The following is a 23660-nucleotide window of genomic DNA, read 5'->3' as shown; positions in this document are numbered from 1 at the left end:
CGCTCCCGATGCCATAGGGGGGACCCTGACTTGTCCCTGATTGAACCCTGTCTTACCTGCAATCCGCTTAAAGGATCTCGTACCGTTCAAGTCATGGGACGAATACTTCTGGTCATCGCAGCCATCATCGCGGCATTTATCCTGCTCGGGCCACTTGTCGGATTCATCTTCGACCTGCTCAAGTGGGCGCTCATCATCGGCGCCGTCGCGGCCGGCGTCATGCTGCTGACGAAGCGGAGCAGCGGGACGTAGCGTCCTCGGGCTTACCGGCGCATAGTGGGTGGATGGAAGCGCGGCCGGCGGTCGACGACGCCGCGCTCGGGCGCGAAGCACTGTCCGTGCTCGAGGCGAACTGGACGGGAAGCGCCACCGTGCCCGCGCCCGGCCTCTACCCGCACCAATGGAGCTGGGACTCGGCGTTCGTCGCGATCGGCCTGGCCAGGCACCGCCCCGACCGGGCCCGCGCCGAGCTGCTCGGCCTGCTGGACGGGCAGTGGGCGACCGGGATGATCCCGCACATCGTCTTCCACACGCCCGAGGCGTACTTCCCCGGCCCGGCCGTATGGCGCTCCGAGGACCACCCGGCGGCGCCCCGGGTGCTCACCTCGGGGCTGACCGCGCCGCCGCTGCACGGGCTGGCGCTGTGGTGGCTCTACCGGCACACCGGCGACGACGCCTTCGTCAGGCGGGCCTTCCCGGCCCTGGCCGCGCAGCACGCCTACCTCGCCGGCGCCCGCGACCTCGGGGGCGCGGGGCTGGCCGCGATCGTGCACCCCTGGGAATCGGGCATGGACGACAGCCCGGCGTGGGACGGCGCGCTCGCCGCGCTCCCCGAGATCCGCTACGGCTACCGCAACGTCGACCTGGACGAGCGGCACCCCGACAGCGACCACGACCGGTACGTGTGGCTGGCGCTGCGCTACCGCAACGCCGGCTACCAGGCCGGATACCTGCGCGACGAGCACCCGTTCGCGATCGAGGACCCGCTGTTCAACGGCATCTGGCTCGCCTCGTGCCAGGCCCTGGCCGAGCTGGCCCCGATCGCGGGCGCCGACCCCGTGCCGCACGTCGAGCAGGCCGAGCGCATCAGGAGCGCCCTGCTCGACCGGCTGTGGGACGGCTGCTTCTACGCCCGCGACCTGCGCGACGAGCGTCTCGTCCGCATCTGCACCGTTGGCGGGTTCGGACCGCTGCTCGACCCCGGGCTGCCCGCCCTGCAGGTGAACACGGCCGTCGAGGTGCTGGAGTCGGCCCGGTTCATGGGCGCCACCGGCTACCCGGTGCCCAGCTGCGAGATCCGCGCCGTCCAGTTCGACCGCACCCGCTACTGGCGCGGCCCGTCCTGGGTGAACACCAACTGGCTGCTGCGCCGCGCCGCCGCCGTGCACGGCCTGGAGTCGCTCGGTCAGCAGCTCACCAACGGCACGCTGCGCCTGGTCAGGCAGGCAGGGTTCCGCGAGTGCTTCGACCCGTTCGACGGCAGCGGTCGCGGCTGCCGGGACTTCTCCTGGAGCGCGGCGCTCACCCTGGACCTGCTCGCCGACACGACCGATGACACGGTGGATACGGTGGAGAGGTGAAAGTCTTCCGTCGCCTGCCCGCCGGCATCCGCGAGTCCCTGACCACCGAGCCGGGGGAGCGCGTGCTCGCCTTCACCCCGTCAGACGACGCTCACCTCGTGGCGACCACACTGGCGCTGTTCCTGCCCGACGGCACGAGAGTGCCGTACGAGACCATCGACAAGGCCTCGTGGGACGAGGACGGCCTGCGGCTGGTCACCGGCGACGGCACGATCCACGCCGTGCGGGTGGCAGAGCCGCGGCTGCTGCCCGAGACCCTGCGCGAGCGCGTCAACGCCACCATCGTGGTCAACAAGCACGTGGAGCTGCCCGGCCGCGGCGGGGTGCGCCTGGTGGCCAGGCGCAGACCCGGCGGCGAGGTCGTCGGCTGGAAGCTCGTGTTCGACGAGGGCCTCGACCCCGACGACCCGGGCCTTCGGGCCCAGGCCGAGCAGGCGCTCGAAGGGATGCGACGCAGCATGGGCGTGTGACGAGTCACACGCCCATGCTCCCGTCAGTAGGGAATCCCCGTCCGGTCGGCCGTGGCCGGCTCGGTGACCTTCTCGTCCGGCCACCCGGTGCCCTGGTCGGCCTTGTGCTTCTTGCCGAACGGCATCTTGTCCTGCATGGACCCGCTCATCTTCGACCGGGCCATCTCGCCTATCTTGGACGCCTTCGCGCCCATCACCCCCGCGGCCTCCTGGACCCGGGGGTCGTCGGCGACACGCTGGGCCGTTCTCTTGATCTGTTCGTACCGTTCACGTCCGGCCCGGCTGCCGAGCACGTACCCGACGGCCAGTCCCATAACGAATGGCATTCGATACCGCATATTGCACCTCCGCTCTCACGGCACTACCCGGATCACGATGCGACACGCACTCCAGGAGTGCGCTAATCTATTCCTGCGCACGACGGGCGGCCCGACAGGCCCTCCGATCAGCGCGGATCCGATCGATCCCGCGTAGCTCAACGGCAGAGCAGCCGGCTGTTAACCGGCAGGTTAGAGGTTCGAGTCCTCTCGCGGGAGCTTCGCCAAGACGCAGATCAGGCCCCTCTCCTGGATCAAGGGAGAGGGGCCTGAGTCGTTCCCGGAGCCGGTCAGGGATCACCGGCCCGAGGAGATCGGTGATGGATCCGGGTGTTGGATCCGTGCCGGTATGTCATTTTCCTCGGCTCAGGGCCTGCACCTGATGTTGAGGCACTGGGCCGGGTTGCCGTTGCCGCTGGCCCGGTTGCCGCGACCGTCGGTGACCCCTAGTTCGGCTCGAATACCGAACTCGTCGTTGTTGCGTGCGCGGTTGTCCCTGATCACGGTGGCCGCATCGGTCGCGGTGACGTTGATGCCGCTTCCCCCGTCGTTGCCCTGGCCATTGCCGTTGGCGTCGTTGTCGTCGATGAGGGTGGAGGTCGAACTGGCCGTGACGAAGATGCCCGTGCCCCTGTTGTTCACCACGCTGTTGCGGTGGAGCACGGTCCTTCTGCTCGCCGTGACGACGATTCCTTCATCGCTGTTGTTGAGGGCGGCGTTGCGCTCGACGCGTGCGTTGGTGACGGACTCGATAAAAATCCCAAAACGGGCGCTGTCGGTGGCGCTGTCGCTGATATGCGGGCGATCCACGTCCCGGGCGACGATCCCGGCGCCGCCGTTGTCGGTGGCGAGAATGTTCCGGACGTGGTTGCGGTCGGCCCCATCCCCGAGACTGACCCCGGCCCCGAATTCGGTGACGGTGCCGTTCTTGATGGTCACTCCGGAGTGACCAGTGCGGGACGATCCCTCCGGGGTGTTGTCGATCCCGTTGAAGGGCAGGGCGCCCCCGCTGCCGTCGATGGTGTGGCCGTTGAGGTCGATGGTGATGTTGCGCGCGCCGACTTCCAGCCCTATGCCGCGGCAGTTGTGCAGGTCGTTGGCGAGCTTGATGGATCTGGTGATGATTTGTCCGCAGGTCACGGTGGTCTCGCCTCTGTGGTGGCCGTCCTGCGCCGCCCAAGCGGCCATCGGCAGGGCGCAGGCGAGCAGAATGCCCCCCAGGCCGCCGACGAGCAGAGTTTTTGCATACATGAGATTCCCCCATAAGGACACAGATTAGTTCTGTGGCACAAATATCCTCCCACTCGGGCGAAGGGCTCAAACTCTGGGTGAATTGCACAGAATTCCAAGCCAGGGGAACGTAACGGCTTTAATTATTACAATAGAGATAATGTACGCTATATCGCTTCTAACAGAACAAATGGGGCATATGCGCCTCACGCCGCCCACTTTCCTGTTTTGCCGGACAGAACCGGTACCGACGGGTCAGGATGAAAGCTGCCGCGGACAAGCCGTCACGGCGGTGCGGAGAGGGCGCCGCCACCAGGACGTACTGCCGGCCCGGAACCGGCGGGGCGATCCGTGACCGGAAAAGTGCTGGTTACTGCGTTGCCTACCTGGATCAGAACGCTGCGACCCTTCGACGCCCTGCCCGTACCGACCCTCATCGAGCGCACCACCGACCATCGCGAGGCCGAGCGCTTCGTCAGGCTCTTCCACGAGGAGCACCCGGAAGCCGGCGACCCGGCCGCGCGGCTGCGGGACGTGGCCAGGGAGATCGCCCGGCGCGGCTCGTACACGCACACCTCCGAGGAGCTGGAGTTCGGCGCCCGGGTGGCCTGGCGCAACAGCAACCGCTGCATCGGCCGGCTGTACTGGAAGTCGCTGAAGGTGCGTGACCGCCGCCGGACCACCAGCGCCGAAGGGGTGGCCCTGGAGTGCGTGGAGCACCTGCGGGAGGCCACCAACGGCGGCAAGATCAGGCCGGTCATCACCGTGTTCCCGCCGGACCTGCCCGCCCGCCGGGCGCCCCGGGTGCTGAACGACCAGCTGATCCGCTACGCCGGATACCGCGAACCCGGCGGGTCCGTCGTCGGCGATCCCCGCCACGTCGGCCTCACCGAGCTGGCGACCTCGCTGGGCTGGCGGGGCGGGGGAGGCCGGTTCGACGTGCTGCCGCTGGTGATCCAGCCGGGGATGGGCGAGCCCCTGCTGTGCAACGTGCCGGGCGACGTGGTGCTGGAGGTGCCGATCGAGCATCCGGAGTTCCCCTGGTTCGCCGAGCTGGGGCTGCGCTGGCACGCCGTGCCGGCGATCTCCGGCATGTGCCTGGAGATCGGCGGCGTGTGCTACCCGTGCGCGCCGTTCAACGGCTGGTACATGGGGGCGGAGATCGGCGCCCGCAACCTGGCCGACGCCGACCGCTACGACCAGCTGCCCGTGGTGGCCGCGCGGCTCGGGCTGGACGTCTCGTCCGAGCGGTCGCTCTGGCGCGACCACGCGCTGGTGGAGCTGAACGTGGCGGTGCTGCACTCGTTCGAGAAGGCCGGGGTGACGATGACCGACCACCACACCGAGTCCCGCCGGTTCCTCACCCATCTGGCCAGGGAGGAGAAGGCGGGGCGGGTCTGCCCGGCCGACTGGTCCTGGATCGTGCCGCCCATCTCGGGCGGCGTCACCCCCGTCTTCCACCGCTACTACGACAACCCCCTGCTCTCGCCGAACTTCGCGGCTCGTCACTGATGGGCGTTGCACCCCGCTCTAGAACATGTTTCTGTTGGCCCATGGCAGAACTCGTACTCTCCTCGCTCGACCGAGGCGTGCTCACGCTCACCTTCAACCGTCCGGACCGGCTCAACGCCTGGACCGACGCCCTCGGCCGCCGCTACTTCGACCTGCTGGCGGAGGCGGAGAAGGATCCGCGGGTGCGCGCCGTCGTCGTCACGGGAGCCGGCCGGGGCTTCTGCGCGGGGGCCGACTTCGAGGCACTGGCCTCGATCCAGCAGGGCACCTACGAAGGGGAGCCGGACCCGCGGCCCAACACCTTCCCCGTCACGATCGCCAAGCCGGTGATCGCGGCGGTCAACGGCGCCTGCGCCGGGCTCGGGCTGGTCCACGCGCTCATGTGCGACCTGGTGTTCACCGCCGAGGACGCCAAGTGGACCACCGCCTTCGCGCGCCGCGGCCTGGTCGCCGAGTACGGGCTGGGATGGGTGCTGCCGCGCATCATGGGGCAGCAGCGGGCCATGGACGTGCTGCTGTCGGGCCGGACGTTCACCGGGCGCGAGGCGTGCGAGATGGGCCTGGCCCTGCGGGCGGTGCCCGGGGACCGGCTGCTGGAGGAGGCGCGGGCTTACGCGGGGGAGCTGGCCGCCCTCAGCTCCCCGGCCTCGATGGCGGTGATCAAACGGCAGGTGTGGGGCGACTGGGTGACGACGCTGGACGAGTCGTACCAGCGGGCGACGGAGGAGATGCTGGCGTCGTTCGGCCGTCCGGACTTCGCCGAGGGCGTCGCCAGCTTCGTGGAGCGCCGCGACCCCGACTTCCCGTCCCTCTGACCCGGCGCCCCCCGGGGGGCTCGCGGCGTCAGGTGAGGGGGTGGGCGCCGGGGGCCGGGGTGGCGGGCAGGAAGCGCGGCGGCTGCCAGGAACGCTCCTCGTAGGCCGAGGACACCGCCTGCCGGACCGTGTCCAGCCGGTCCTCGGTCACCAGGGCGATGGCCGAGCCGCCGAAGCCGCCGCCCGTCATGCGGGCGCCCCGCGCCCCGCCGCGCACGGCCGCCTCCACCGCGACGTCCAGCTCGGGCGACGACACCTCGTACTTGTCGCGCAGCGACAGGTGGGAGGCGTTGAGCAGGGCGCCGATCTCCGCGGGCCGGCCGGCGCGCAGCAGGCCCACGACCGCCTCCACCCGGTGGCTCTCGGTCACCACGTGCTCGACCCGCTTGCGCTCCTCGCCCCGCAGCCGGGCCAGCGCCGCGCCCAGGTCGGTCACGTCCCGCAGCGCGTCGACGCCGAGCGTGCGGGCGGCGGACTCGCACTCGGCCCGCCGCTTGGCGTACTCCCCACCCGCGTGCTCGTGGTGCACCCGGGTGTCGATGATCAGGATGCGCAGCCCGTGGGCGGCCAGGTCGAGCGGGACGTTGCGGGAGCCGAGGGTGCGGCAGTCGAGGAACAGCGCGTGGCCCTCCCGGCACAGCGCCGAGGCGGCCTGGTCCATGATGCCGCACGGCATGCCGACGAAGTCGTTCTCGGCCCGCTGGCCGAGCAGCGCCACCTCCATCGGAGTCATGCCGAGGCCGTGCAGCTCGTTGAGCGCGGAGGCCACCGACACCTCCAGCGCGGCGCTGGAGCTGAGCCCGGCGCCCTGGGGGACGTCCCCGTCGACGGCGATGTCGGCGCCGCGCACCCGGTCGCCCAGCATGGCGAGGACGCCGACCACGTAGCGGGTCCAGCCCCGGGCGTCGTCGCGGGCCGCGAGGACCACGGGCTCGGGCGAGGACGCCTGCAGCGACAGCAGGCGGATCGTCTGGTCGTCACGCGGGCTGACCGCCGCGGTGACGCCCCACGGGACCGCGAACGGCAGCACGAAGCCGTCGTTGTAGTCGGTGTGCTCGCCGATCAGGTTGACCCGGCCGGGCGCGCGCCAGACGGTCGCCGGCTCGGCGCCGAAAGCGGCACGGAAAGCTTCAACAACCCGCATATTCCAACACCCTTCAACAAGGACCCGACCGTAGACTAGCGGCACGAGCGGTACGAGCGGCACCAGGAGGAGCGTGGAGGAGCTGCTGGATCCCGCGCTCGGTTCGGTGCGGGTCTTTCTCATGCACGACGACAACAAGGCGCGCAAGCTCCGCCACAACCTGGGCCATCCGCGCGTGCTCACCTTCGGCGGCGCCTACTCCAACCACATCAGGGCGGTGGCGGCCGCGGGGCGCCGCCACGGGTTCGAGACCGTCGGCGTGATCCGCGGCGAGGAGCGCCTCCCGCTGAACCCGTCACTGGCCTACGCCGTCGCCTGCGGGATGCGGCTCGACTACCTCGACCGCGACTCGTACCGGCGCAAGGACACCCCCGAGGTGGTGGCGCGGCTGCGCGAGCGCTGGGGCGACGTGGCGATCCTGCCCGAGGGCGGCAGCAACGCCGCCGCCGTCCGCGGCTGCGCCGAGCTGCCCGCAGACATCCCGGTCCCGTACGACGTGGTCTGCTGCCCGGTCGGGACCGGGGGCACGCTCGCCGGCATCGCGGCCGGGCTGCCCGAGGGCAAGCGGGCCCTCGGGTTCGCCGTGCTCAAGGGGGCCGCGTTCCTCGCCGGCGAGGTGGCGAGGCTGCAGCGCGAGGCGTACGGGCGAGTATGGGACAACTGGGCGATCGACCTCGGCCACCACTTCGGCGGCTACGCCCGCACCACGCCGGAGCTCACCGCGTTCGCCGCCGAGCACCGGGTGGAGCGGGTCTACGTCGCCAAGATGCTGCTCGGCATCGTGGGCCTGGCCCGCCGCGGCGTCTTCCCCGCCGGCGCCCGCGTCGTCGCCGTGGTCACCGGTCAGCCCTCGACCCCGGTGGCGGCGTGGGGCGCGCCGACCGGCTTCGACTCGGGCGAGCCGCGCTGACGCAGGTAGATCGAGAGCACCACCATCGACAGCACGGCGAGCAGCTCCGACTGCCAGTTCTGCAGGCTGCGGTTCCAGAAGTCGGGCGAGGTCACGTACGAGCCCCAGCCGACCGGGTCGCGCAGGTCGGTCAGCCGCTCGGCGTTGTACGACGCCAGTCCCGCCACCGACTGCGCCCCCCACGACAGCAGGAAGATCGAGCCCATCACCAGGCCCAGCGAGTTGCTGTAGAGCCACAGGCGCGCCCCCTTCGCCCTGGCCCAGGCGGGCGAGCCGGGACCGGCGTATCGGCCGATCAGCTGCTGCTCGTCGGACTCGGCGCCCGCCTGGCCGGGCTCCTTCGACTCAGGCGAGCCCCGCTGGACCAGCCAGACGGTGAGCATGATGAACATGAAGAACTGCAGGTACTCCGACTGCCAGTTCTCCGCGACGTCCACCGCGTAGTCGGAGGAGAACACGTACCGCAGGAAGGAGACCGGCTCGCCGCCGTCGACGAGCTGCCGCTCGTTGTAGTCCAGCATCCCGGCCAGGGCCTGTCCGGCCAGGCAGACGAGGAACAGGACGAGGAAGGCCGCGGACAGCGCGTTGTCCTTGAACCGCCTCAAAGGTGGGACCATCCGATCGCGTAGAAGAAGGCCAGCCCGGACGCGATGACGAGCAGGGTGAGCGTGAACATCACCTTCATCAGTTCTCCACCTCGCACTCGTACGGGAGGTCGCGGACCGGCGCGCAGCCCGCGGCGACGACCCGCCAGCCGTCGGCGAAGTGGTGCAGGAACAGGGTGTCGCCCTCCAGGCGCACCTGCGCCTCGTCACCCCAGACGCTGACCTCGGTGACCCCGCCGCCCGGCCCGAGCGCCAGCTCGCGTAGCGCGTCGGCGCACGTCTGACCGGGATCGGGCAGCTTGTCGGCCGTCTTGGGGGCGAGCATGCCGCAGGCCGCCTCCAGTTGGCGGTCGGCGAGTGCGGCGTGGAAGCGCTCCGCGGCCCTGGAGGGCCCGGCGGTGTCGGCGACACAGCCGGTGGCGAGCACCGCGAGCATCACACTCACGACGAGTCTCATGACCGTGCGCTACCCGGAAGACCATCCGGCATGCTCAGGGGCCGAGCTGCTCCAGGATCGGCGCGACCAGCGCGTTCAGCTCGCGGGCGAGCACCGTCACGGCCCGCCGGGCGCTCTGCTCCACCTCGTCGTGCGGGCCCTCGGGCTCCGGCGGCAGGTCGTCGAGCGGCACCGGCGCCTCGACGAGCAGGCTCGCCCGCAGGAACGGGTGGCGGGCCAGGTCGGACTGCGAGGGCTCGACGTACTGGCCGAACGTCTCCTGCCAGCCGAGCCAGCCGCGGTCGCGCCACCAGGCGCGCGAGCGGGTCAGCTCCGCGGGCGGCGGCGAGACGAGCCTGATGCGCGCGTTGAGCGTGCCGTCCCAGGTGTTGCGGACGCAGGCCGCCTCCAGCACCCGCCGGTCCCAGCGCACGTAGCCGGGCGACAGCGACGGGGGCGTGGCAAGCTCCCAGGCCGCGCACGCGAAGCGCACCGGCGCGATGTCGCCCCACTCGAACGCGTCGAGGTTCTTGCGCACGTGCACGGCGTAGCGCCCGTCACGGTCCCTGTCGAACTCCTGGTCGATCCAGAACGCCTTGCCCATGAGCTCTACCGTACGGCGCGGGCCGGGCGCCGAGTATCACCGAATGGCCTGTGACGCAGGTGACAGATGTGTAGTTTTTTCACTTCAGTGGTTAAACAGGGAGCGTAAATGACGTCAGAACAGCTCGGGCCGGCCATGGACCGCTGGGAAGCGGGAGATCTCGAAGGGGCCGCCGCGCTGTTCAGGGAGGTGGCCGCGACCGGGGATGCCCAGGCGTCGCACCTGCTGGCGTGCCTGCTGGAGGAGCAGGGCGACCTGGACGGCGCGGAGGCCGCGCACCGCGCGGTGATCCAGTCGGGCGACCCGGTGTACGGGCAGCGCTCGGCGATGGCCATGGGCATGATGCTGATCAACGCCAGGGAGTGGCCCGCGGCGCACCGGGTGCTGTCCATCGCGGCCGACGGGGCCGACTTCGAGGTGGCCGCGCTCGCCGAGACGGCGATGGTGCTGGTCTGCACCGAGCTGGGCGACGAGGCGGGCGCCGGCCAGGCGCTGGACCGGGCGCGCCGCTCCGGCAGCCCCGCGGTGGCCGAGCTCGCGGCCCGGCTGCGGCTGCCGGACTTCCCGCCGGCCGGCTCCGCCAGGGAGCTGTACGAGCAGGCGCGGGACGAGGACGACTACCGGGAGCTGCTCACCGGCGGCGACCCCGAGGTGGTGTCGCTGTCGGCGTTCCGGCTCTACCGGCAGTACGCGGACGAGGAGCGGTTCGAGGAGGCCAGGGCCGTCTGCGAGCACGCCGTCGCCGCCGGTCACCCCGACCACCTGTCCATGGCGTACAAGCTGCTCGGCGCGGTCCTGGTGGACCTGGGCGAGTACGCCGAGTCGGTGGCCGCCTACGCCCGCGCCGCCGAGGACCCGCGGCCGGAGATGCGGCTGCCCGCGCTGCTGGAGCAGGCCAAGGTCATCGGCCATCTCGGCGACGAGGACCGGACCAAGGCGATCTTCCGCCGGGTGATCGCCAGCGGGCAGCGCGAGTACGCGCTGGAGGCGCAGGCCTGCCTGGCCCAGCTGCACACCGAGGCCGGCGAGGTGGCCGAGGCGCTGGACGCGCTGCGGGTCGTGCTCACGGCGGGGGAGAGCGAGTGGGCCTCGGTGTCGGTGACGCTCCTGGCCATGCTGCTCGAACGGCATCCGGAGGCGTACGAGGAGATCATGGAGCTGGTGTGCGCGGCCTCCCGGCACCCCGACCCCGACGCCGCCTTCAAGGCGGCGCTGCTGCTCGACCACGACGCGCGGCGCGAGCCGCTGTCGGACCCCGTCGAGGAGCAGGCGCTGCAGGACGCCGACGAGGGGCTGGCCCAGCTGCGCGCCGGAGACCTGGCGGAGGCCAGGCGGCTGCTGCGGCGGGCCGCCGACTCCGGCGCGGGCGCCCAGGCGGTGCGGGCCATGATGGCGCTCGCCGAGCTGGAGCTGGGCGAGGGCGACCGGGAGCAGGCGGACGAGCTGCTCACCTACGTCGCCGAGGGTGAGGACGTGCCGCAGGGCTTCACCGCGGCGTTCCTGCTGTGCCTGCTGGAGCGCTCCGGCGACGAGCCGCACCCGGTGCTGCGGGCGGTCGTCGCCCATCAGCGGCTGGGGCGGGAGGAAGGGCTGGCCCGCTACCGGGAGGCCATGGACGCCGCCGACCCTGGCGTGGCGGCCGTCGGGACAGCCGTGTTCGCGCAGGTGGCGGGCTCGCTCGGGCTCGACCTGTCGGAGGCGGCCGGGCTGCTGCGGCGGGCCGCCGGCTCCGGCGACCCGCTGGCGCTGTCGTACGCGGCGGTGATCGGCAGGGACGTGCTGCGGGAGCGGGACGAGGCCGCGGACCTGCTGCGCCGCGCCCGCCTGGGCGGGCATCCCGCGCTGGCGCCGTGGGTCGCGCACGCGCTCGCGGGCATGACCGACGAGCTTGCCCTGGCCCGTGAGGCGTACACCGAGGCCCTGTCGTCCGCGCACGAAGGGCTGCGGCGGGAGGCGGCGGCGGGGCTGGCACAGGTGTACGAGGAGCAGGGCGACCTGCTCGCGGCCTGCCGCCTGCACGAGCGGGTCATCGCGCACGGCGGCCGGGACGCCGTCCGCGCCGCCTGGCTCCTGGGCCTCACCCGGGTGCGGCTGGACGACCTGGAGGGTGCACGGGCCGCCTTTGAACTGGTGCCGGACGGGGCGGGTGACCGCGCGTCCGGGGGTCGGGTCGCGTCCGAGGGCCAGACTGCGTCCGAGATTCAGATTCCGTCCGAGAGTCGCTCCGCGTCCGGGGTTCAGGCGGCGTCCGAGAGTCGGTCCGCGTCCGACGTTCCGTCCGTGTCCGAGAGTCGGGTCGCGTCCGGGATGGTTTCGGAGGGGCGGGCGTCGTACGGGGAACTGGGGTCGGACGCGGCTGGAGATCGGGCCGTCGGGTTCGAGGGTGCTGCTGCGTCTGGGGTGGTTTTGGACGGGCGGGACTCGTACGGGGAGTTCGGGCGGTACGGGAGGGCGCTGCTCGATCGGGAGTTCTCGGCGGCGGGGCGGGCGCTTGGCGGGATCGGCGGGGAGGTGCGGTGGCTCGCGGCGATGCTGGCGATGCAGAGCGCGCATGCTTGGCAGCGGCGTGGTGACCGTGAGGCGGCCGACAGTGCGCTGACCCTGGCGCTGGACTCCGGGCACGCCGGGGTCGTCCAGGAGGCGGCCTGCTATCTGGGGGCGCTCCGCCAGGAGTCCGGCGACCTGGCGGGGGCCGCCTCGGCATGGGAACTTGCCGCCGAAGGTGACGACGACAGGCTGGCCGCGATGGCGCTGCGCCACCTGGGCGCCGTGCGGCAGTCCGCCGGTCGCCACGACGACGCCGCCTCGGCGTACCGGCGAGCACTCGACCTCGACCCCGCCGACGTCCGTGCGGTCACCCACCTCGCGGACGCCCTGGTAGCCGCGGGCCGCCTGCCCGAGGCCCGCGCCCTCCTGTCGGCGCACTCCCCGCACGACGCCGCCCTCCACCTCGCGCGCTCCCTCCGCACCCACGGCCACCTCACCGAAGCCATCACCACCCTCCAAGCAGCCCGAGCCCGAGGCGCCCAGCCGGACACCCCACTGGGTGCAGCGTCCGGGGAGGTGGGTTCGCCCCTGGACGCACCGTCCCTGGAGGTGCGCACTGCTGTCGGCGGTGAGTACCCCACCCCCGGCGAGCGGGAGGCGGGCTCATATCTAGGTGCGGCGGATGCAGCGTCCCGGGAGGTGAGCACTGCTCTCGGGGGTGAGAATCTCACCCCCGGCGAGCGCCCCGCCATCGTCGGTGAGGGGCGCACCGTTCTCGGGGGTGAGGACCACGCCTTCGGTGAGCGCGCTGCCGTCGTTGGGGTGCTCGGGGGTGAGGGGGAGTTGTTGCTGGGGGAGTTGCTGGCTCAGGGTGGGGACTCTCGGGGGGCGTGGGAGGCGTTCGAGCGGGCTGCCGGGGGTGCGGACGAGAGGGCGGCGGCGGTGGCCAGGGCTCGGCTGGGGAGGGCGAGTGCGGAGGAGTTGCCGTGGGCGCTGGCCGCGCTGGGGGAGCGGGAGGCGGCGTTGACGGCGCTGGCCGGGGTCGCCGGGTCGGCGGAGATGGCGGAGCTGCTGCTGGCGCTGCATGAGGACGACGTCGCCGAGGTGCGGCACCTGCTGGTGGAGCGGCCGGCCGCGGAGTCGTACGACGAGGTGCTGGCGGCGGCGCGGGGGCTGGACGGTGAGGAGCCCGCGGAGGAGCTGTACCGGATGCTGGTGGAGCTCGGCGAGCCGAGGGTGTCCGCGCAGGCGAGGCTGGGGCTGGGCGGGGTGCTGGCCGAGCGGGGCGAGCACTGCCGCGCCGAGCTGTGCCTGTTGCCCGCCACAGGGGACGAGGACGCCGCCGCCCACGCCTGGGAGGGCATCGGCCGGGCCAGGCGCGCCAGAGGAGACCTGGACGGCGCCGCCGAGGCGCTGCACGCCGCCATGCCGGGCTCCGCCGTACAGCTCGCCGAGCTGCGGCGGGAACGCGGCGACGGGGAGGGGGCGCGTGCGGCGCTCGCCGCCGGGGTCGCGGCCGGTGACCTGGAGAGCCTGCGCCACCTGCTCGTGGTGCTGCTGGAGCAGCAAGCGTACGAGGAAGTCAAGGAGCAGGCGGAGCGCGCGGCCGGCACCGGCGACCAGGAGACCGTCACGATGGGCTACTGGGCGTGGGGCGAGGCCTGCCGGAGCGGCGGCGACCTGGCGGGCGCGGTGCTGATGCTGCGCAAGGCCGTCGAGGCCGGATACCGGCGCGCCGTGCCCGCCGTCCGCGGCGACCTGGCCAGGGCGCTGCGCGCGCTCGGCGACGCGGCGGGCGCCGCCGAGGAGGCCCGGCTGGCGATCGAGTCCGAGGACGCGGACGCGGCCGCGCAGGCGGCGCTCGACCTGGGCTGCTGGCTGCACGAGGACGGCGACCCGCTGGGCGCCGCCGACGTGTTCGCCGTCGCCGTGGACGCGGGCGGCGAGTCCGAGGCCGCCCGGCTGGCCGTCGGCAACCTGACCGTGCTGGCGCGGCAGGCGTGCGGGCGCGGCGAGCACCGGCTCGCCCTCCAGGTGCTGTCGCGGATGGGGGAGCACGCCGCCGCGGCCGGCCGGGAGATCGGCGAGGAGTGTGAGGACCCGGAGGCCGTGCGCGCCTACTACGCGCTGGCGGGCGACCCGTTCGCCGAGCTGGAGGCGGCCGCGCGGCTGGCCGCGCTGGGCGAGACCGGGCAGGCCAGGAAGGTCTACGAGCGGCTGAACGAGGACGACGACCCCGAGGTGCGGTTCGTGGCCGGGAGTAGGCTGCTGGAGTTGCTCGACGCCCAGGGCGACGCCGACGCGTTCTACAGGCTGGCCGAACGGCGGGCGGGCGACGCGGACAGCCCGGCGCGGCCGGTGTTCGGCAGCCTGCTCGGCATGCTGCAGGAGCGGCAGGGCGACACCGAGACGTCGCTGCGCACGCTGCGGGAGGCGGCGGAGAGCGGCGAGCCGACGGCGCTGACCGTGTACGCGCAGGCCCTGGTCGCCGCAGGCAAGGAGGCCGAAGGGCGGGCGGCCTACCGGCGGGTGCTGGAGGCCGGCGACCCCGAGGCGGCGGCGCGGGCGATGGTGGCGCTCGGCAACACCTACCACGACGAGGACGAGGCGGCCGCCCGTGCCTGGTACGTGCAGGCGGTGCACGCCACCGAGGGGCACGTGAGCGCGCTCGGCGCGATGTACCTGGGCGCGCTGGCCAAGCGGCGGCGCGACTTCCCCGAGGCGCTCGGCTGGTACCAGCGGGTCATCGACGCCGGCGACCCCGAGGCGGGGATGGCCGCGGCGCATCTGGGCGAGCTGGCGTACTGGCTGGGCGACCGTGACGGGACCGTGCGGTACTACGAGCTGACCCTGACGCTGACGGACCGGCCGGAGCTGGTGGCCGAGGCCGCCTGCCGGCTCGGCGAGGTCCGCATGGCCGACGGCGACCCGGACGCCGCCCGCCGCCTGCTGGAGCGGGCCGTGGCGAGCGGCGACGAGACGTTCACGCTGGAGGCCAAGACCTTGCTCGCCAAACTCCCCTAAAAACCGACATTTCGCCGTACGAGAGGAAACTTGTGGTGAATAAAATGACCGGATAAGCTCATCTGGTCAAACATTTGGGGGGGAACGGATGGCCAGACCAGGACGGCCGCCGCAGGACCCGGCCCGCCAGCTGGAGCGGGCGCACCGGATCCTTGACGCCGCCGCCGAGTTGATCCTGCGCTGGGGGTACGACAAGACGACCATCGAGGACGTGGCCCGCGCGGCGGGTGTCGCCAAGGGCACGATCTACCTGCACTGGAAGACCCGCGACGCGCTCTTCGTCGCGCTGCTCCGCCGTGACCGGGTGCTCATGGTGCGGCAGGTGCGCGCGGCGGCGCCCGGCACCCTGCCCGAACTGATCGGCGCGCTGACCACGGCGCTGCTGCGCAGGCCGTTGACGCGGGCGGCCGTGGTCGGCGATTCCCAGATGCTCGGCAAGCTGACCCGGCAGAAGCTGGAGAGCGGCGGCGCCACCGAGGGCGCCGCCGCCTTCGACCGTTACCTGGACGAGCTGGCCGCGCTCGGCGCCGTCCGCTCCGACCTCGGCGCCGACGAAGGGCTCGCCCTGGTCACGGCGCTGCTGTACGGGTTCCTGGTCCCGCAGGGGATGCGGCCTGAGGAGTGGCGGCTGCCGGACGAGCGCGTCGCCGAGCTGGTCGCCGACGCCGTCGGCCGGACGCTCGGCACCGGCGCGCCTCCGGATCCGGGCGTCGCCCGCGCCACCCGCGCCTGCCTCGACGCCATCGAGGAGATCGCCTGCCGCAAGCTCGCCGGGTCCCTCGGCGTCGCGGCACTTCCCGAGCCAAAGGAGAAGTGATGAAGAAGACCGCCCGGCGCGGGCTTCCTGAACCCAAGGAGGCGTGATGAAGGCTGTTATCCCGCTCGACGCCGCGGGTGATCTCGCCACGGCCGGGGGCAAGGGCGCCTCGCTGGCGCGGCTGGCCGGGGCGGGGCTGCCGGTGCCCGGCGGGTTCGTCGTCACCACAGAGGCCTACCGCGCGTTCACCGCCGGCTTCCGGGACGAGATCCTCGAAGCGGCCGAGGCCGGCGACGCCGAGCGCATCGCCGGACTGTTCGCCGCCCGGGACGTGCCGGGCGACCTGGCCGCCGAGATCCTGGCCGCCTACGAGGCTGTCGGGGCTCCGGTGGCGGTGCGCTCGTCGGCCACCGCCGAGGACCTGCCGGACATGTCGTTCGCCGGCCAGCAGGACACCTACCTGAACGTCCGGGCCGACACGCTCCTCGACGCGGTCAGGCGCTGCTGGGCCTCGCTCTGGAACGCCCGCGCCATCGCCTACCGCGATCACAACAGGGTCCCGCACGCCGAGGTGGCGCTCGCCGTGGTGGTGCAGGAGCTGGTGGACGCCGACGCGGCCGGCGTGATGTTCACCGCCGACCCCGTCACCGGGGCCCGGGACGAGACCGTGATCGACGCCGCCTGGGGCCTCGGTGAGGCGGTCGTCGGCGGCCAGGTCACCCCCGACACGGTGGTGGTCTCGCAGGGGCGGGTCACGCGCTCCCGTACCGGTGACAAGGCCGTCATGACCGTGCGCACCGAGGACGGCACCCGCGAGCGGCCCGTCCCCGAGGAACTGCGCCGCGCGCCCGTGCTGGACGAGCGGCAGGCGGTCGAGCTCGCCGCGCTCGGCGCGCGCGTCGAGGAGTTGTACGGGACGCCGATGGACGTGGAGTGGGCCAGGCGCGACGGCGCGTTCGCCATCCTCCAGGCGCGCCCGATCACCGCGCTCGGGCAGCGCCACGAGGAGTGGAACGACGCGGCCGAGGGCGGCCACTTGTGGAGCGGGGGCAACCTGGGGGAGGCCATCCCCGACGTGATGACACCCGCCACCTGGTCGTTCGTGCGGCTCTTCATCCGCGAGGCCATGTACGCGTCCACGCTGCCCGGGTTCCGCCTGGTGGGCAACATCGGCGGCCGGTTCTACATGAACCTGAGCATCGCCTACTCCGTGGCCCACGCCTTCGGGCTCCAGTCCCGGCTCAGCGCGCTGGAGGAGGTGTTCGGCAAGGTCCCGGCCGGGCTGGACGTGCCGTTGCTGGACGTGTCCCGCTGGGAGCTGTTCAGGCGGGTCCTGCCGGTGGCCGTCGAGGTGCGCAGGCGGGTGCGCCGCAACCTCAAGGGCATGCGGGCGTTCCTGGCCGAGGCGCCGGAACGCGCCGGCGAGCTGCGCTCCCGGATCGCCGCCGTCGATTCCGGGCCCGAGCTGGCGGAGCTGGGGGAGCGCGAGATCCTGCCGTACCTCGTCACCGCCTGCCGGATGCTGGAGGCCGCCGGGCGGCAGGGCGGCGCGGCGCTGGTGCTCACCCGCGTGCGGCTGCGCAAGCTGGCGGGCGAGGTGGACGCCGAGGCCATGCTCACCGGCGTGAACGCCGACGGCGAGCTGGCCAGCCTCGGCCTGCTCACCGGGCTCGGCAAGGTCGCCAGAGGCGAGATCACCCGCGAGGAGTTCGCCCGCCGCCACGGGCATCGGGGCCCGCACGAGTTCGAGATCTCGATGCCGCGGCCGGGCGAGGACCCGGCCTGGCTCGACGCCCAGCTCGCCGGGCTGCGCGACCTGCCCGAGGACACCGGGACGCTGCTGGAGCGCCAGCGCGAGGCGGCCGGCGCGGCGTGGGCCAGGTTCGCCCGGAGTCACCCGCGCAAGGTCGCCGGGATGCGGGAGAAGGTGCGGCGCTGGAACGCGGTGGTGCGCGACCGGGAGGCCGCCCGCTCGGAGGTCGTCCGAGCGTTCTGGGTGGTGCGCGCGTACGTGCTGCGCGCCGGGGAGCTGACCGGGCGCGGCGACGAGCTGTTCTTCCTGGACCGGGAGGAGATCGCCGCGGTGCTGCGCGGCGACACCGGCCCGCCGGCCGAGGTGCCCGTGCGGCGCGCCACCTACGAGCGCTACGCCGCGCTGCCCGCCTACCCGGCGCTGATCGTCGGCCCGTTCGACCCGGTGCGCTGGGCAGCCGACCCCGACCGGCGCGCCGACCTGTTCGACGCGCGCGGCGGCGTCCCGCCCCAGGACACGGTCACCGGCTTCCCCGGCGCCCCCGGAGTGGTCGAGGGCGTGGCCCGGCTGATCGGCGGGCCGGAGGACGGCGACCGGCTCAGGCCGGGCGAGATCCTGGTGACGACGCTGACCAACGTGGGCTGGACGCCGCTGTTCCCGAGGGCGGCGGCGGTGGTGACGGACATGGGGGCGCCGCTGTCGCACGCCTCGATCGTGGCCAGGGAGCTGGGCATCCCCGCCGTGGTGGGCACGGGCAACGCCACGATGCGGCTGCGCGACGGCGACCGCGTCCGCGTGGACGGCGAGCGCGGCACCGTCGAGGTCCTGACCTGACGGGCCGCCGCTTCGCGGGAGCGCTCCCGCGAAGCGGCGGCCGATGCCCTTGCTGATAGTGCCTACGACGCCGGGGAGGCCGCCTCGGCGGGGAGCGCGTTGGCCGCCACCACGTCGTGGTACCAGCGGGCGCTGTCCTTCCAGGTGCGCTCCATGGTGTCGCGGTCCACGCGGACGATGCCGAAGCGCTTGCCGTACCCGTGGGCCCACTCGAAGTTGTCCATCAGCGACCACAGGAAGTAGCCGCGCACGTCCGCCCCGCCCTCGATCGCCTCGGCCACCGCCGTCAGGTGGCGGCGCAGGTAGTCGATCCGGTCGTCGTCGTGCACGCGGCCGTCGGCGGAGACCTCGTCGGGGAAGGCCGCGCCGTTCTCGGTGATCATGACGGGCAGCGACGGGTAGTCGCGGCGCAGCCGCAGCAGCAGCTCCGTCAGGCCGGTCTCGTCGATGTTCCAGCCCATCTCGGTGTACGGTCCGGGCTGCTGGACGAACTCGACGTCGGCGCAGTTGATCCACGGTGAGGCCGCGCCGTCCGCGTGCCCGTCGGCCGTGTCGCGGGCGCTGGTCCCGTCCCACTGCCGCACCAGGATCGGGTTGTAGTAGTTGACGCCCAGCACCTCGATCGGCGCGGCGGCGGTCGCCTCGTCGCCGTCCTTGACGAACGACCAGTCGGTGACCGAGGCGGTGTCGTCGATGAGGTCGCGCGGGTAGGCGCCGTCCAGCATCGGGCCGAGGAAGGCCCGGTTGGCCAGCGCGTCCACCCGGCGCACCGCCTCCGCGTCCTGCTCGGAGACGCCGCGCGCGTGGTGCAGGTTGAGCGTGACCGACACCTGGGCGGCCGGGTCGACCACCTCGCGCAGCGCGCGGGCGGCCAGCCCGTGGCCCAGGTTCAGGTGGTGCACGGCGGCCAGCGCCGCGGCCGGATCGGTGCGGCCGGGGGCGTGCACGCCGGAGCCGTAGCCGAGGTAGGCCGAGCACCACGGCTCGTTGAGCGTGATCCAGGTGCGCACGCCGTCGCCGAGCGCCTCGCCCGTCTGCCGGGCGTACTCGGCGAACCGGTACGCGGTGTCGCGGTTCGGCCAGCCGCCCGCGTCCTCCAGCTCCTGCGGCAGGTCCCAGTGGTACAGGGTGGCCACCGGGGCGATGTTCCTGGTCAGCAGTCCGTCGACCAGCCGCCGGTAGAAGTCCAGCCCGGCCTGGTTGACCCGGTCGCCGCCGCCGGGCAGCACGCGCGGCCAGGAGATGGAGAAGCGGTAGGCGCCGACGCCCAGCGCCGCGAGGAGGTCCAGGTCCTCCTCCAGCCGGTGGTAGTGGTCGCACGCCAGGTCACCGGTGTCGCCGCCGGTCACCAGGCCGGGCGTGTGGGAAAAGGTGTCCCAGATCGACGGCCCGCGGCCGTCCTCGTTCCAGGCGCCCTCGACCTGGTAGGCGGCCGTGGCCGTGCCCCACAGGAAGTCGTCGGGGAAGGTTGTCATCGGGGAGTCACTCCTCAGTGTTCGATGCTTCGTGCTCCGGGCTCTGCAGGGCGACGGCCTCCCGGGGGGCCAGGGTGACCGCGCCGTCCACGACGGCTCCGGTCAGCAGGTCCCGCGCGGGGCCGGGGATCGGCACGCGGGCGGTTCCGTCGCCGTGGTTGAGGAGGAAGAGCGCGGGGCCGCGCCGGACCGCCTCGACGCCGGGCGGCGGCGGGCCGGGCAGCGCGCCGGTGACGCCCGCGTCGGCGAGCAGGCGCCCGGCCAGCGTGGCGAGCGCGTCGTGCTCGGGCCGCGTGGCCACGTACCACGCGGTGCCCGCGCCGCAGGGGTGCCGCAGCACCGCCGGATCCCCGCTCCCGGCGAAGACGGCGACCGCTTCGGCGCCTTCGGCCCGTACCAGCTCGGTCCAGAGGCGGGCGGTGAACGCGCCGCCGTCCGTCCACGCGCAGGGCACCGCCCGGTCCTCCGGCACTGGCAGCCACTCCTCGCCGGACAGGCCCAGCACCTCACGCAGCGGCGCGGGGAACCGTCCCCGGTGGACGCGCGCGTCCCGGTCGGCGATCCCGGAGAAGGGGCCGACCGCGAGCGTGCCGCCGCCGCGCACGTACGAAGTCAGCGACGCCGCGTCGTCCTCGCCGAGCAGGAACAGGCTGGGGGCCACCACCAGCGCGTAGCCGGACAGGTCGGCCGAGGGCGGTGCGAGGTCCACGCTCACCCCGCGCTCCCAGAACGGCCGGTAGTAGCGGAACAGCTCCTCCACCGGGTCGAGCCGGTCGCTGGGCAGGCCGCGCTCGGTCGCCGCCCACCAGCTCGGCCAGTCGAACACCAGCGCCACCCGCGCGGGCACCCGCGTGCCCGCCACCCCGGCGAGCGCGCGCAGCTCCGCGCCGTGCGCGCGCACCTCGCGATGCAGCCGCGTGTCCGGCCCGGCGTGCGGGACCATCGCCGAATGGAAGCGCTCGGAGCCGGAGCGGGAGGCCCGCCACTGGAAGTAGCAGAGCCCGTCCGCGCCCCGCGCCACGGCCTGGAAGGACTCCAGCCGCAGCTGCCCGGGTGGTTTGGGCAGGTTGTGCGGCCGCCAGTTCACGGCGGAGACCGCCTGCTCCATGAGCATCCACGGCCCGCCGGCGAGCGAGCGCATCAGGTCGTGCGTGAGCGCGGCCCGCACGTGGGACAGCGGGTCGGCCGGGTCCGGGTACCAGTCGTCGGAGACGACGTCCTCCTCGGGCGCCCACGACCAGTAGTCGACGAGGTTGAAGAACCCCATGAAGTTCGTGGTGACCGGGATGTCCGGGGTGTGGGCGCGCAGCACGTCGCGCTCGGCCCTGAAATGCGCGAGCAGCGCGTCGGAGCAGAACCGCCGGAAGTCGAGCCGCTGCGCCGGGTTGACCAGGTAAGGAGCGCGCCGGGGCGGCAGCACCTCCTCCCAGGCGCTGTAACGCTGGCTCCAGAAGGCCGTGCCCCACGCGTCGTTGAGCGCGCCGAGGTCGCCGTGCCGCTCCCGTAACCAGGTACGGAACGCCTCGGCGGTGGTGTCGCAGTGGCACACCTGCCCGTACTCGTTGCCCACGTGCCACAGGGCCAGCGCCGGATGCCCGGCGTAGCGGCCGGCCAGGTCCTCCACCAGGGCCAGCGCCCGTTCCCGGTAGACCGGCGAGGACGGGCAGAACTGGTTGCGCGAGCCGTACCAGAGCCGGTGCCCCGACTCGTCCACCGGCAGCGTCTCCGGCCACCGGTGCCCCAGCCAGGGCGGCGGCGAGGCGGTGGGCGTGGCCAGGTCCACCGCGACGCCCGCGCCGGCGAGCAGGTCGAGCACCCGGTCCAGCCAGCCGAAGTCCCTGACGCCCGGCTCCGGCTCGATCCGCGCCCAGCTGAACACGCCGACCGTGACCAGGTTGACCCCGGCCTCCCGCATCAGCCGGACGTCCTCGGCCCAGACCTCCTCCGGCCACTGCTCGGGGTTGTAGTCGCCGCCGAACAGCAGCCCGTGCCGCCGGGTCAGGTCGCGCAGGCCGGGACTCACCGCGCGGCCCCGCTCCCGCGCGGCGGCGCCGAGCTGTCGCCGATCACCAGCCGGCACGGCACCAGGCGCTGCGCCGGCGGCGAGCCGGGGGACTCCAGCCGGTCGATGAGCATGCGGGCGCCCAGCCTGCCCAGCTCGGCCCCGGGCGGCTCCAGCGTGGTCAGCCGGGGCCGGAACATCTCCGCCACCCGGGCCGAGGCGCTGGCCAGCAGGAGCGACAGGTCACCGGGGACGCGCCAGCCGCGCTCCTCGACCGCCTGGAGCACGCCGACCGCCGCCTGGTCGCTCATCGCCGCCACCGCCGTCACCTCGGGGTGCTCGGCCATCAGCCGCTCGAAGGCGAGCCGGCCCTCGCCGGCCGTGTCGGCGCGCACGTCGCCCGCGTACCACAGGCCGGCCTCGCGCGTGCCCGACTCCAGCAGGAAGTCCGTCCGCTCGTCGGCCAGCCGGACCTCCATCAGATCTAGCGAGGGGACTGCCGGGTTCACCCGGCAGGGGAATCGCTTCCCTGTTATGGTTTCTTTGTTCGAAACGGGCAGGGCTTGTCCGTCGCCTACCTCAGCAGGGGAAAGCGAGAAGCCGCTTCCTTCAGGAAGTGGAGGAGTCACCCCGGTCAGGTAACGCAGCTCCTCGACCGAATCGGCGCTCTCGGGCGACAGCAGCAGGTGGTAGCCCAGCTCGGCGGCGGCCTCGGCGGCTCCGGTCGCGAACCGCATCTCGGTCAGCCCGAACCCGCTGCCGGGCGGGGGAGCAGCAGCGCCAGGATGCGGGTCCGCTTGGACACCAGGCCGCGGGCCAGCAGGTTGGGCCGGTAGCCCAGCTCGGCCGCGGCCCGCTCGATGCGGCGCTTGGTCTCCGCCTTCACCGGACGGGTCCCGTTGAGTGCGGCGGAGACCGTGCTGACGGCCACCTGGGCGCGCTCGGCCACGTCGCGCAACGAGGTCATGCCCCTCCGGTTCCTGCCAGGACGCGGATCGAAACGTTTCGCAAAACGTATGGGGCGGTTTGTCGGGATGTCAACGGGCGGGAGCTCAGGGCTCTATGAGACCCGCTCTTATCGCGTACCGGGTCAGCTCCAGCCGGTCGCGCATGCCCAGTTTGGCCAGCACGTTGGCGCGGTGCCGGTCGACCGTCTTGATGCTGATCACCAGCATGTCCGCTATCGCTTTGGACGAGTGGCCCTCGGCTATGAGCTTGACGATCTCCTCCTCGCGCGGCGTGAGCAGGCTCCCCGGCAGCTCCTCGCCCCGGGTATCGCGCTGCAGGAAGTCGCGGATGAGCGCGGTCACCGCGCCCGGGTAGAGAAAGGGCTCGCCGCGCATCGCCGCGCGGCACGCCTCCAACAGGTCGCGGTCGGCCACCGACTTGAGCACGTAGCCGGACGCCCCGGCCTTCAGCGACTCGAACAGGTACTGCTCGTTGTCGTACATGGACAGCATCAGCAGGCGCACCTCGGGGGCGCGCCGGGAGATCTCGCGCGCCGCCTGGATGCCGGTCATGCGCGGCATGGCGATGTCGAGGATGGCCAGGTCGACTCCCTCGCCGGCCAGCTCGACGGCCTCCGCGCCGTTGCCGGCCTCGGCGACCACGACGAGGTCGGGCTCGGCGTCCAGGATCATCCGCAGCCCACGCCGCACGAGGGCGTGGTCGTCGGCGAGCAGGATGCGGGTCCGTTCCAACCTGA

Annotated in this window: 20 protein-coding genes and 1 tRNA gene; 10 read left to right on the top strand and 11 right to left on the bottom strand. The window is 73.0% G+C overall.

The genetic code is table 11. The annotated features are described in order from the left end of the window. The first annotated feature begins 93 nt into the window (after positions 1–93). From FR742_RS44710 to FR742_RS25850, 3 genes are read left to right on the top strand one after another with little or no spacing between them, the layout of a single operon-like run. Complete coding sequence (locus FR742_RS44710) at positions 94–252, top strand: hypothetical protein (RefSeq protein WP_187281303.1); 159 nt, start codon at positions 94–96, stop codon at positions 250–252. A 32-nt stretch (positions 253–284) separates the two neighbouring features. Next, the gene (locus FR742_RS25855; protein WP_148033335.1) at positions 285–1580 is read left to right on the top strand and encodes an amylo-alpha-1,6-glucosidase; all 1296 of its coding nucleotides are present in this window, start codon (positions 285–287) and stop codon (positions 1578–1580) included. Then, positions 1577–2050, top strand: coding sequence for a hypothetical protein (locus FR742_RS25850; protein ID WP_148033334.1), 474 nt, complete (start codon positions 1577–1579; stop codon positions 2048–2050). Before FR742_RS25855 ends, FR742_RS25850 begins: the two co-directional genes overlap by 4 nt. A 23-nt stretch (positions 2051–2073) precedes the next feature. On the opposite strand, the gene FR742_RS25845 is transcribed toward FR742_RS25850, so the two are convergent. Beyond that, positions 2074–2388, bottom strand: a complete 315-nt coding sequence (locus FR742_RS25845; protein ID WP_148033333.1) for a YtxH domain-containing protein — start codon at positions 2386–2388, stop codon at positions 2074–2076. Positions 2389–2514: 126 nt separating this feature from the next. Here FR742_RS25845 and FR742_RS25840 point away from each other — a divergent pair. Further along, positions 2515–2586 (top strand) — tRNA-Asn (locus FR742_RS25840). 147 nt (positions 2587–2733) lie between these two features. Here FR742_RS25840 and FR742_RS25835 read toward each other — a convergent pair. After that, positions 2734–3618 carry a right-handed parallel beta-helix repeat-containing protein gene (locus FR742_RS25835; protein WP_148033332.1) on the bottom strand — a complete coding sequence of 295 codons (885 nt, stop codon included), beginning with the start codon at positions 3616–3618 and terminating at the stop codon, positions 2734–2736. A gap of 357 nt (positions 3619–3975) precedes the next feature. Here FR742_RS25835 and FR742_RS25830 point away from each other — a divergent pair, with 357 nt between their 5' ends. Together FR742_RS25830 and FR742_RS25825 are read left to right on the top strand one after the other, a co-directional pair. Continuing rightward, positions 3976–5109 carry a nitric oxide synthase oxygenase gene (locus FR742_RS25830; RefSeq protein WP_148033331.1) on the top strand — a complete coding sequence of 378 codons (1134 nt, stop codon included), beginning with the start codon at positions 3976–3978 and terminating at the stop codon, positions 5107–5109. Between the two features lie 41 nt (positions 5110–5150). Continuing rightward, on the top strand, positions 5151–5924 hold the full coding sequence (locus tag FR742_RS25825; protein ID WP_148033330.1) for an enoyl-CoA hydratase-related protein: 774 nt from the start codon (positions 5151–5153) through the stop codon (positions 5922–5924). A gap of 28 nt (positions 5925–5952) precedes the next feature. Here the strand turns inward: FR742_RS25825 and galK are convergent, their stop codons facing one another. Beyond that, a complete protein-coding gene (galK, locus tag FR742_RS25820) occupies positions 5953–7068 on the bottom strand; it encodes a galactokinase (protein WP_148033329.1) in 1116 nt (371 codons plus the stop codon). Between the two features lie 73 nt (positions 7069–7141). Here galK and FR742_RS25815 point away from each other — a divergent pair, with 73 nt between their 5' ends. Next, positions 7142–7978, top strand: coding sequence for a 1-aminocyclopropane-1-carboxylate deaminase/D-cysteine desulfhydrase (locus FR742_RS25815; protein WP_222709056.1), 837 nt, complete (start codon positions 7142–7144; stop codon positions 7976–7978). Here FR742_RS25815 and FR742_RS25810 read toward each other — a convergent pair. From FR742_RS25810 to FR742_RS25800, 3 genes are all read right to left on the bottom strand, one after another. Next, the gene (locus tag FR742_RS25810) at positions 7912–8583 is read right to left on the bottom strand and encodes a DUF6766 family protein (protein WP_148033328.1); all 672 of its coding nucleotides are present in this window, start codon (positions 8581–8583) and stop codon (positions 7912–7914) included. The two genes, FR742_RS25815 and FR742_RS25810, sit on opposite strands and share 67 nt — an antisense overlap. 79 nt (positions 8584–8662) lie before the next feature. Then, a complete protein-coding gene (locus FR742_RS25805; RefSeq protein ID WP_148033327.1) occupies positions 8663–9040 on the bottom strand; it encodes a hypothetical protein in 378 nt (125 codons plus the stop codon). 34 nt (positions 9041–9074) lie between these two features. Then, entirely contained in the window at positions 9075–9623 is a 549-nt protein-coding gene (locus FR742_RS25800) for a hypothetical protein (protein WP_148033326.1), read from the bottom strand. A gap of 108 nt (positions 9624–9731) precedes the next feature. On the opposite strand from FR742_RS25800, the gene FR742_RS25795 reads away from it, so the two are divergent. From FR742_RS25795 to FR742_RS25785, 3 genes are all read left to right on the top strand, one after another. Continuing rightward, positions 9732–15134 carry a tetratricopeptide repeat protein gene (locus FR742_RS25795; protein ID WP_148033325.1) on the top strand — a complete coding sequence of 1801 codons (5403 nt, stop codon included), beginning with the start codon at positions 9732–9734 and terminating at the stop codon, positions 15132–15134. A gap of 88 nt (positions 15135–15222) precedes the next feature. Then, positions 15223–15951 carry a TetR/AcrR family transcriptional regulator gene (locus FR742_RS25790; protein ID WP_148033324.1) on the top strand — a complete coding sequence of 243 codons (729 nt, stop codon included), beginning with the start codon at positions 15223–15225 and terminating at the stop codon, positions 15949–15951. A 46-nt stretch (positions 15952–15997) separates the two neighbouring features. Beyond that, the gene (locus tag FR742_RS25785) at positions 15998–18478 is read left to right on the top strand and encodes a PEP/pyruvate-binding domain-containing protein (protein ID WP_148033323.1); all 2481 of its coding nucleotides are present in this window, start codon (positions 15998–16000) and stop codon (positions 18476–18478) included. 62 nt (positions 18479–18540) lie between these two features. On the opposite strand, the gene FR742_RS25780 is transcribed toward FR742_RS25785, so the two are convergent. The 5 genes from FR742_RS25780 to FR742_RS25760 form a co-directional block, all read right to left on the bottom strand. Continuing rightward, positions 18541–19953, bottom strand: a complete 1413-nt coding sequence (locus FR742_RS25780) for a GH1 family beta-glucosidase (RefSeq protein WP_148033322.1) — start codon at positions 19951–19953, stop codon at positions 18541–18543. 7 nt (positions 19954–19960) lie between these two features. Next, positions 19961–22033 carry a beta-galactosidase gene (locus FR742_RS25775; protein WP_261808745.1) on the bottom strand — a complete coding sequence of 691 codons (2073 nt, stop codon included), beginning with the start codon at positions 22031–22033 and terminating at the stop codon, positions 19961–19963. After that, the gene (locus tag FR742_RS25770; protein WP_148033321.1) at positions 21973–22692 is read right to left on the bottom strand and encodes a substrate-binding domain-containing protein; all 720 of its coding nucleotides are present in this window, start codon (positions 22690–22692) and stop codon (positions 21973–21975) included. Before FR742_RS25770 ends, FR742_RS25775 begins: the two co-directional genes overlap by 61 nt. Positions 22693–22697: 5 nt before the next feature. After that, on the bottom strand, positions 22698–22922 hold the full coding sequence (locus FR742_RS25765) for a LacI family DNA-binding transcriptional regulator (RefSeq protein WP_148033320.1): 225 nt from the start codon (positions 22920–22922) through the stop codon (positions 22698–22700). Positions 22923–23007: 85 nt separating this feature from the next. Then, entirely contained in the window at positions 23008–23655 is a 648-nt protein-coding gene (locus FR742_RS25760) for a response regulator transcription factor (protein WP_246640777.1), read from the bottom strand. Between the last annotated feature and the right edge of the window lie 5 nt (positions 23656–23660).

The sequence above is a fragment of the Nonomuraea sp. C10 genome (genome assembly GCF_008017515.1).
GTDB lineage: Bacteria > Actinomycetota > Actinomycetes > Streptosporangiales > Streptosporangiaceae > Nonomuraea > Nonomuraea ferruginea.
The sequence above is the reverse complement of the archived record's forward strand: the minus strand, read 5'-3'. Positions and strand labels throughout refer to the sequence as shown.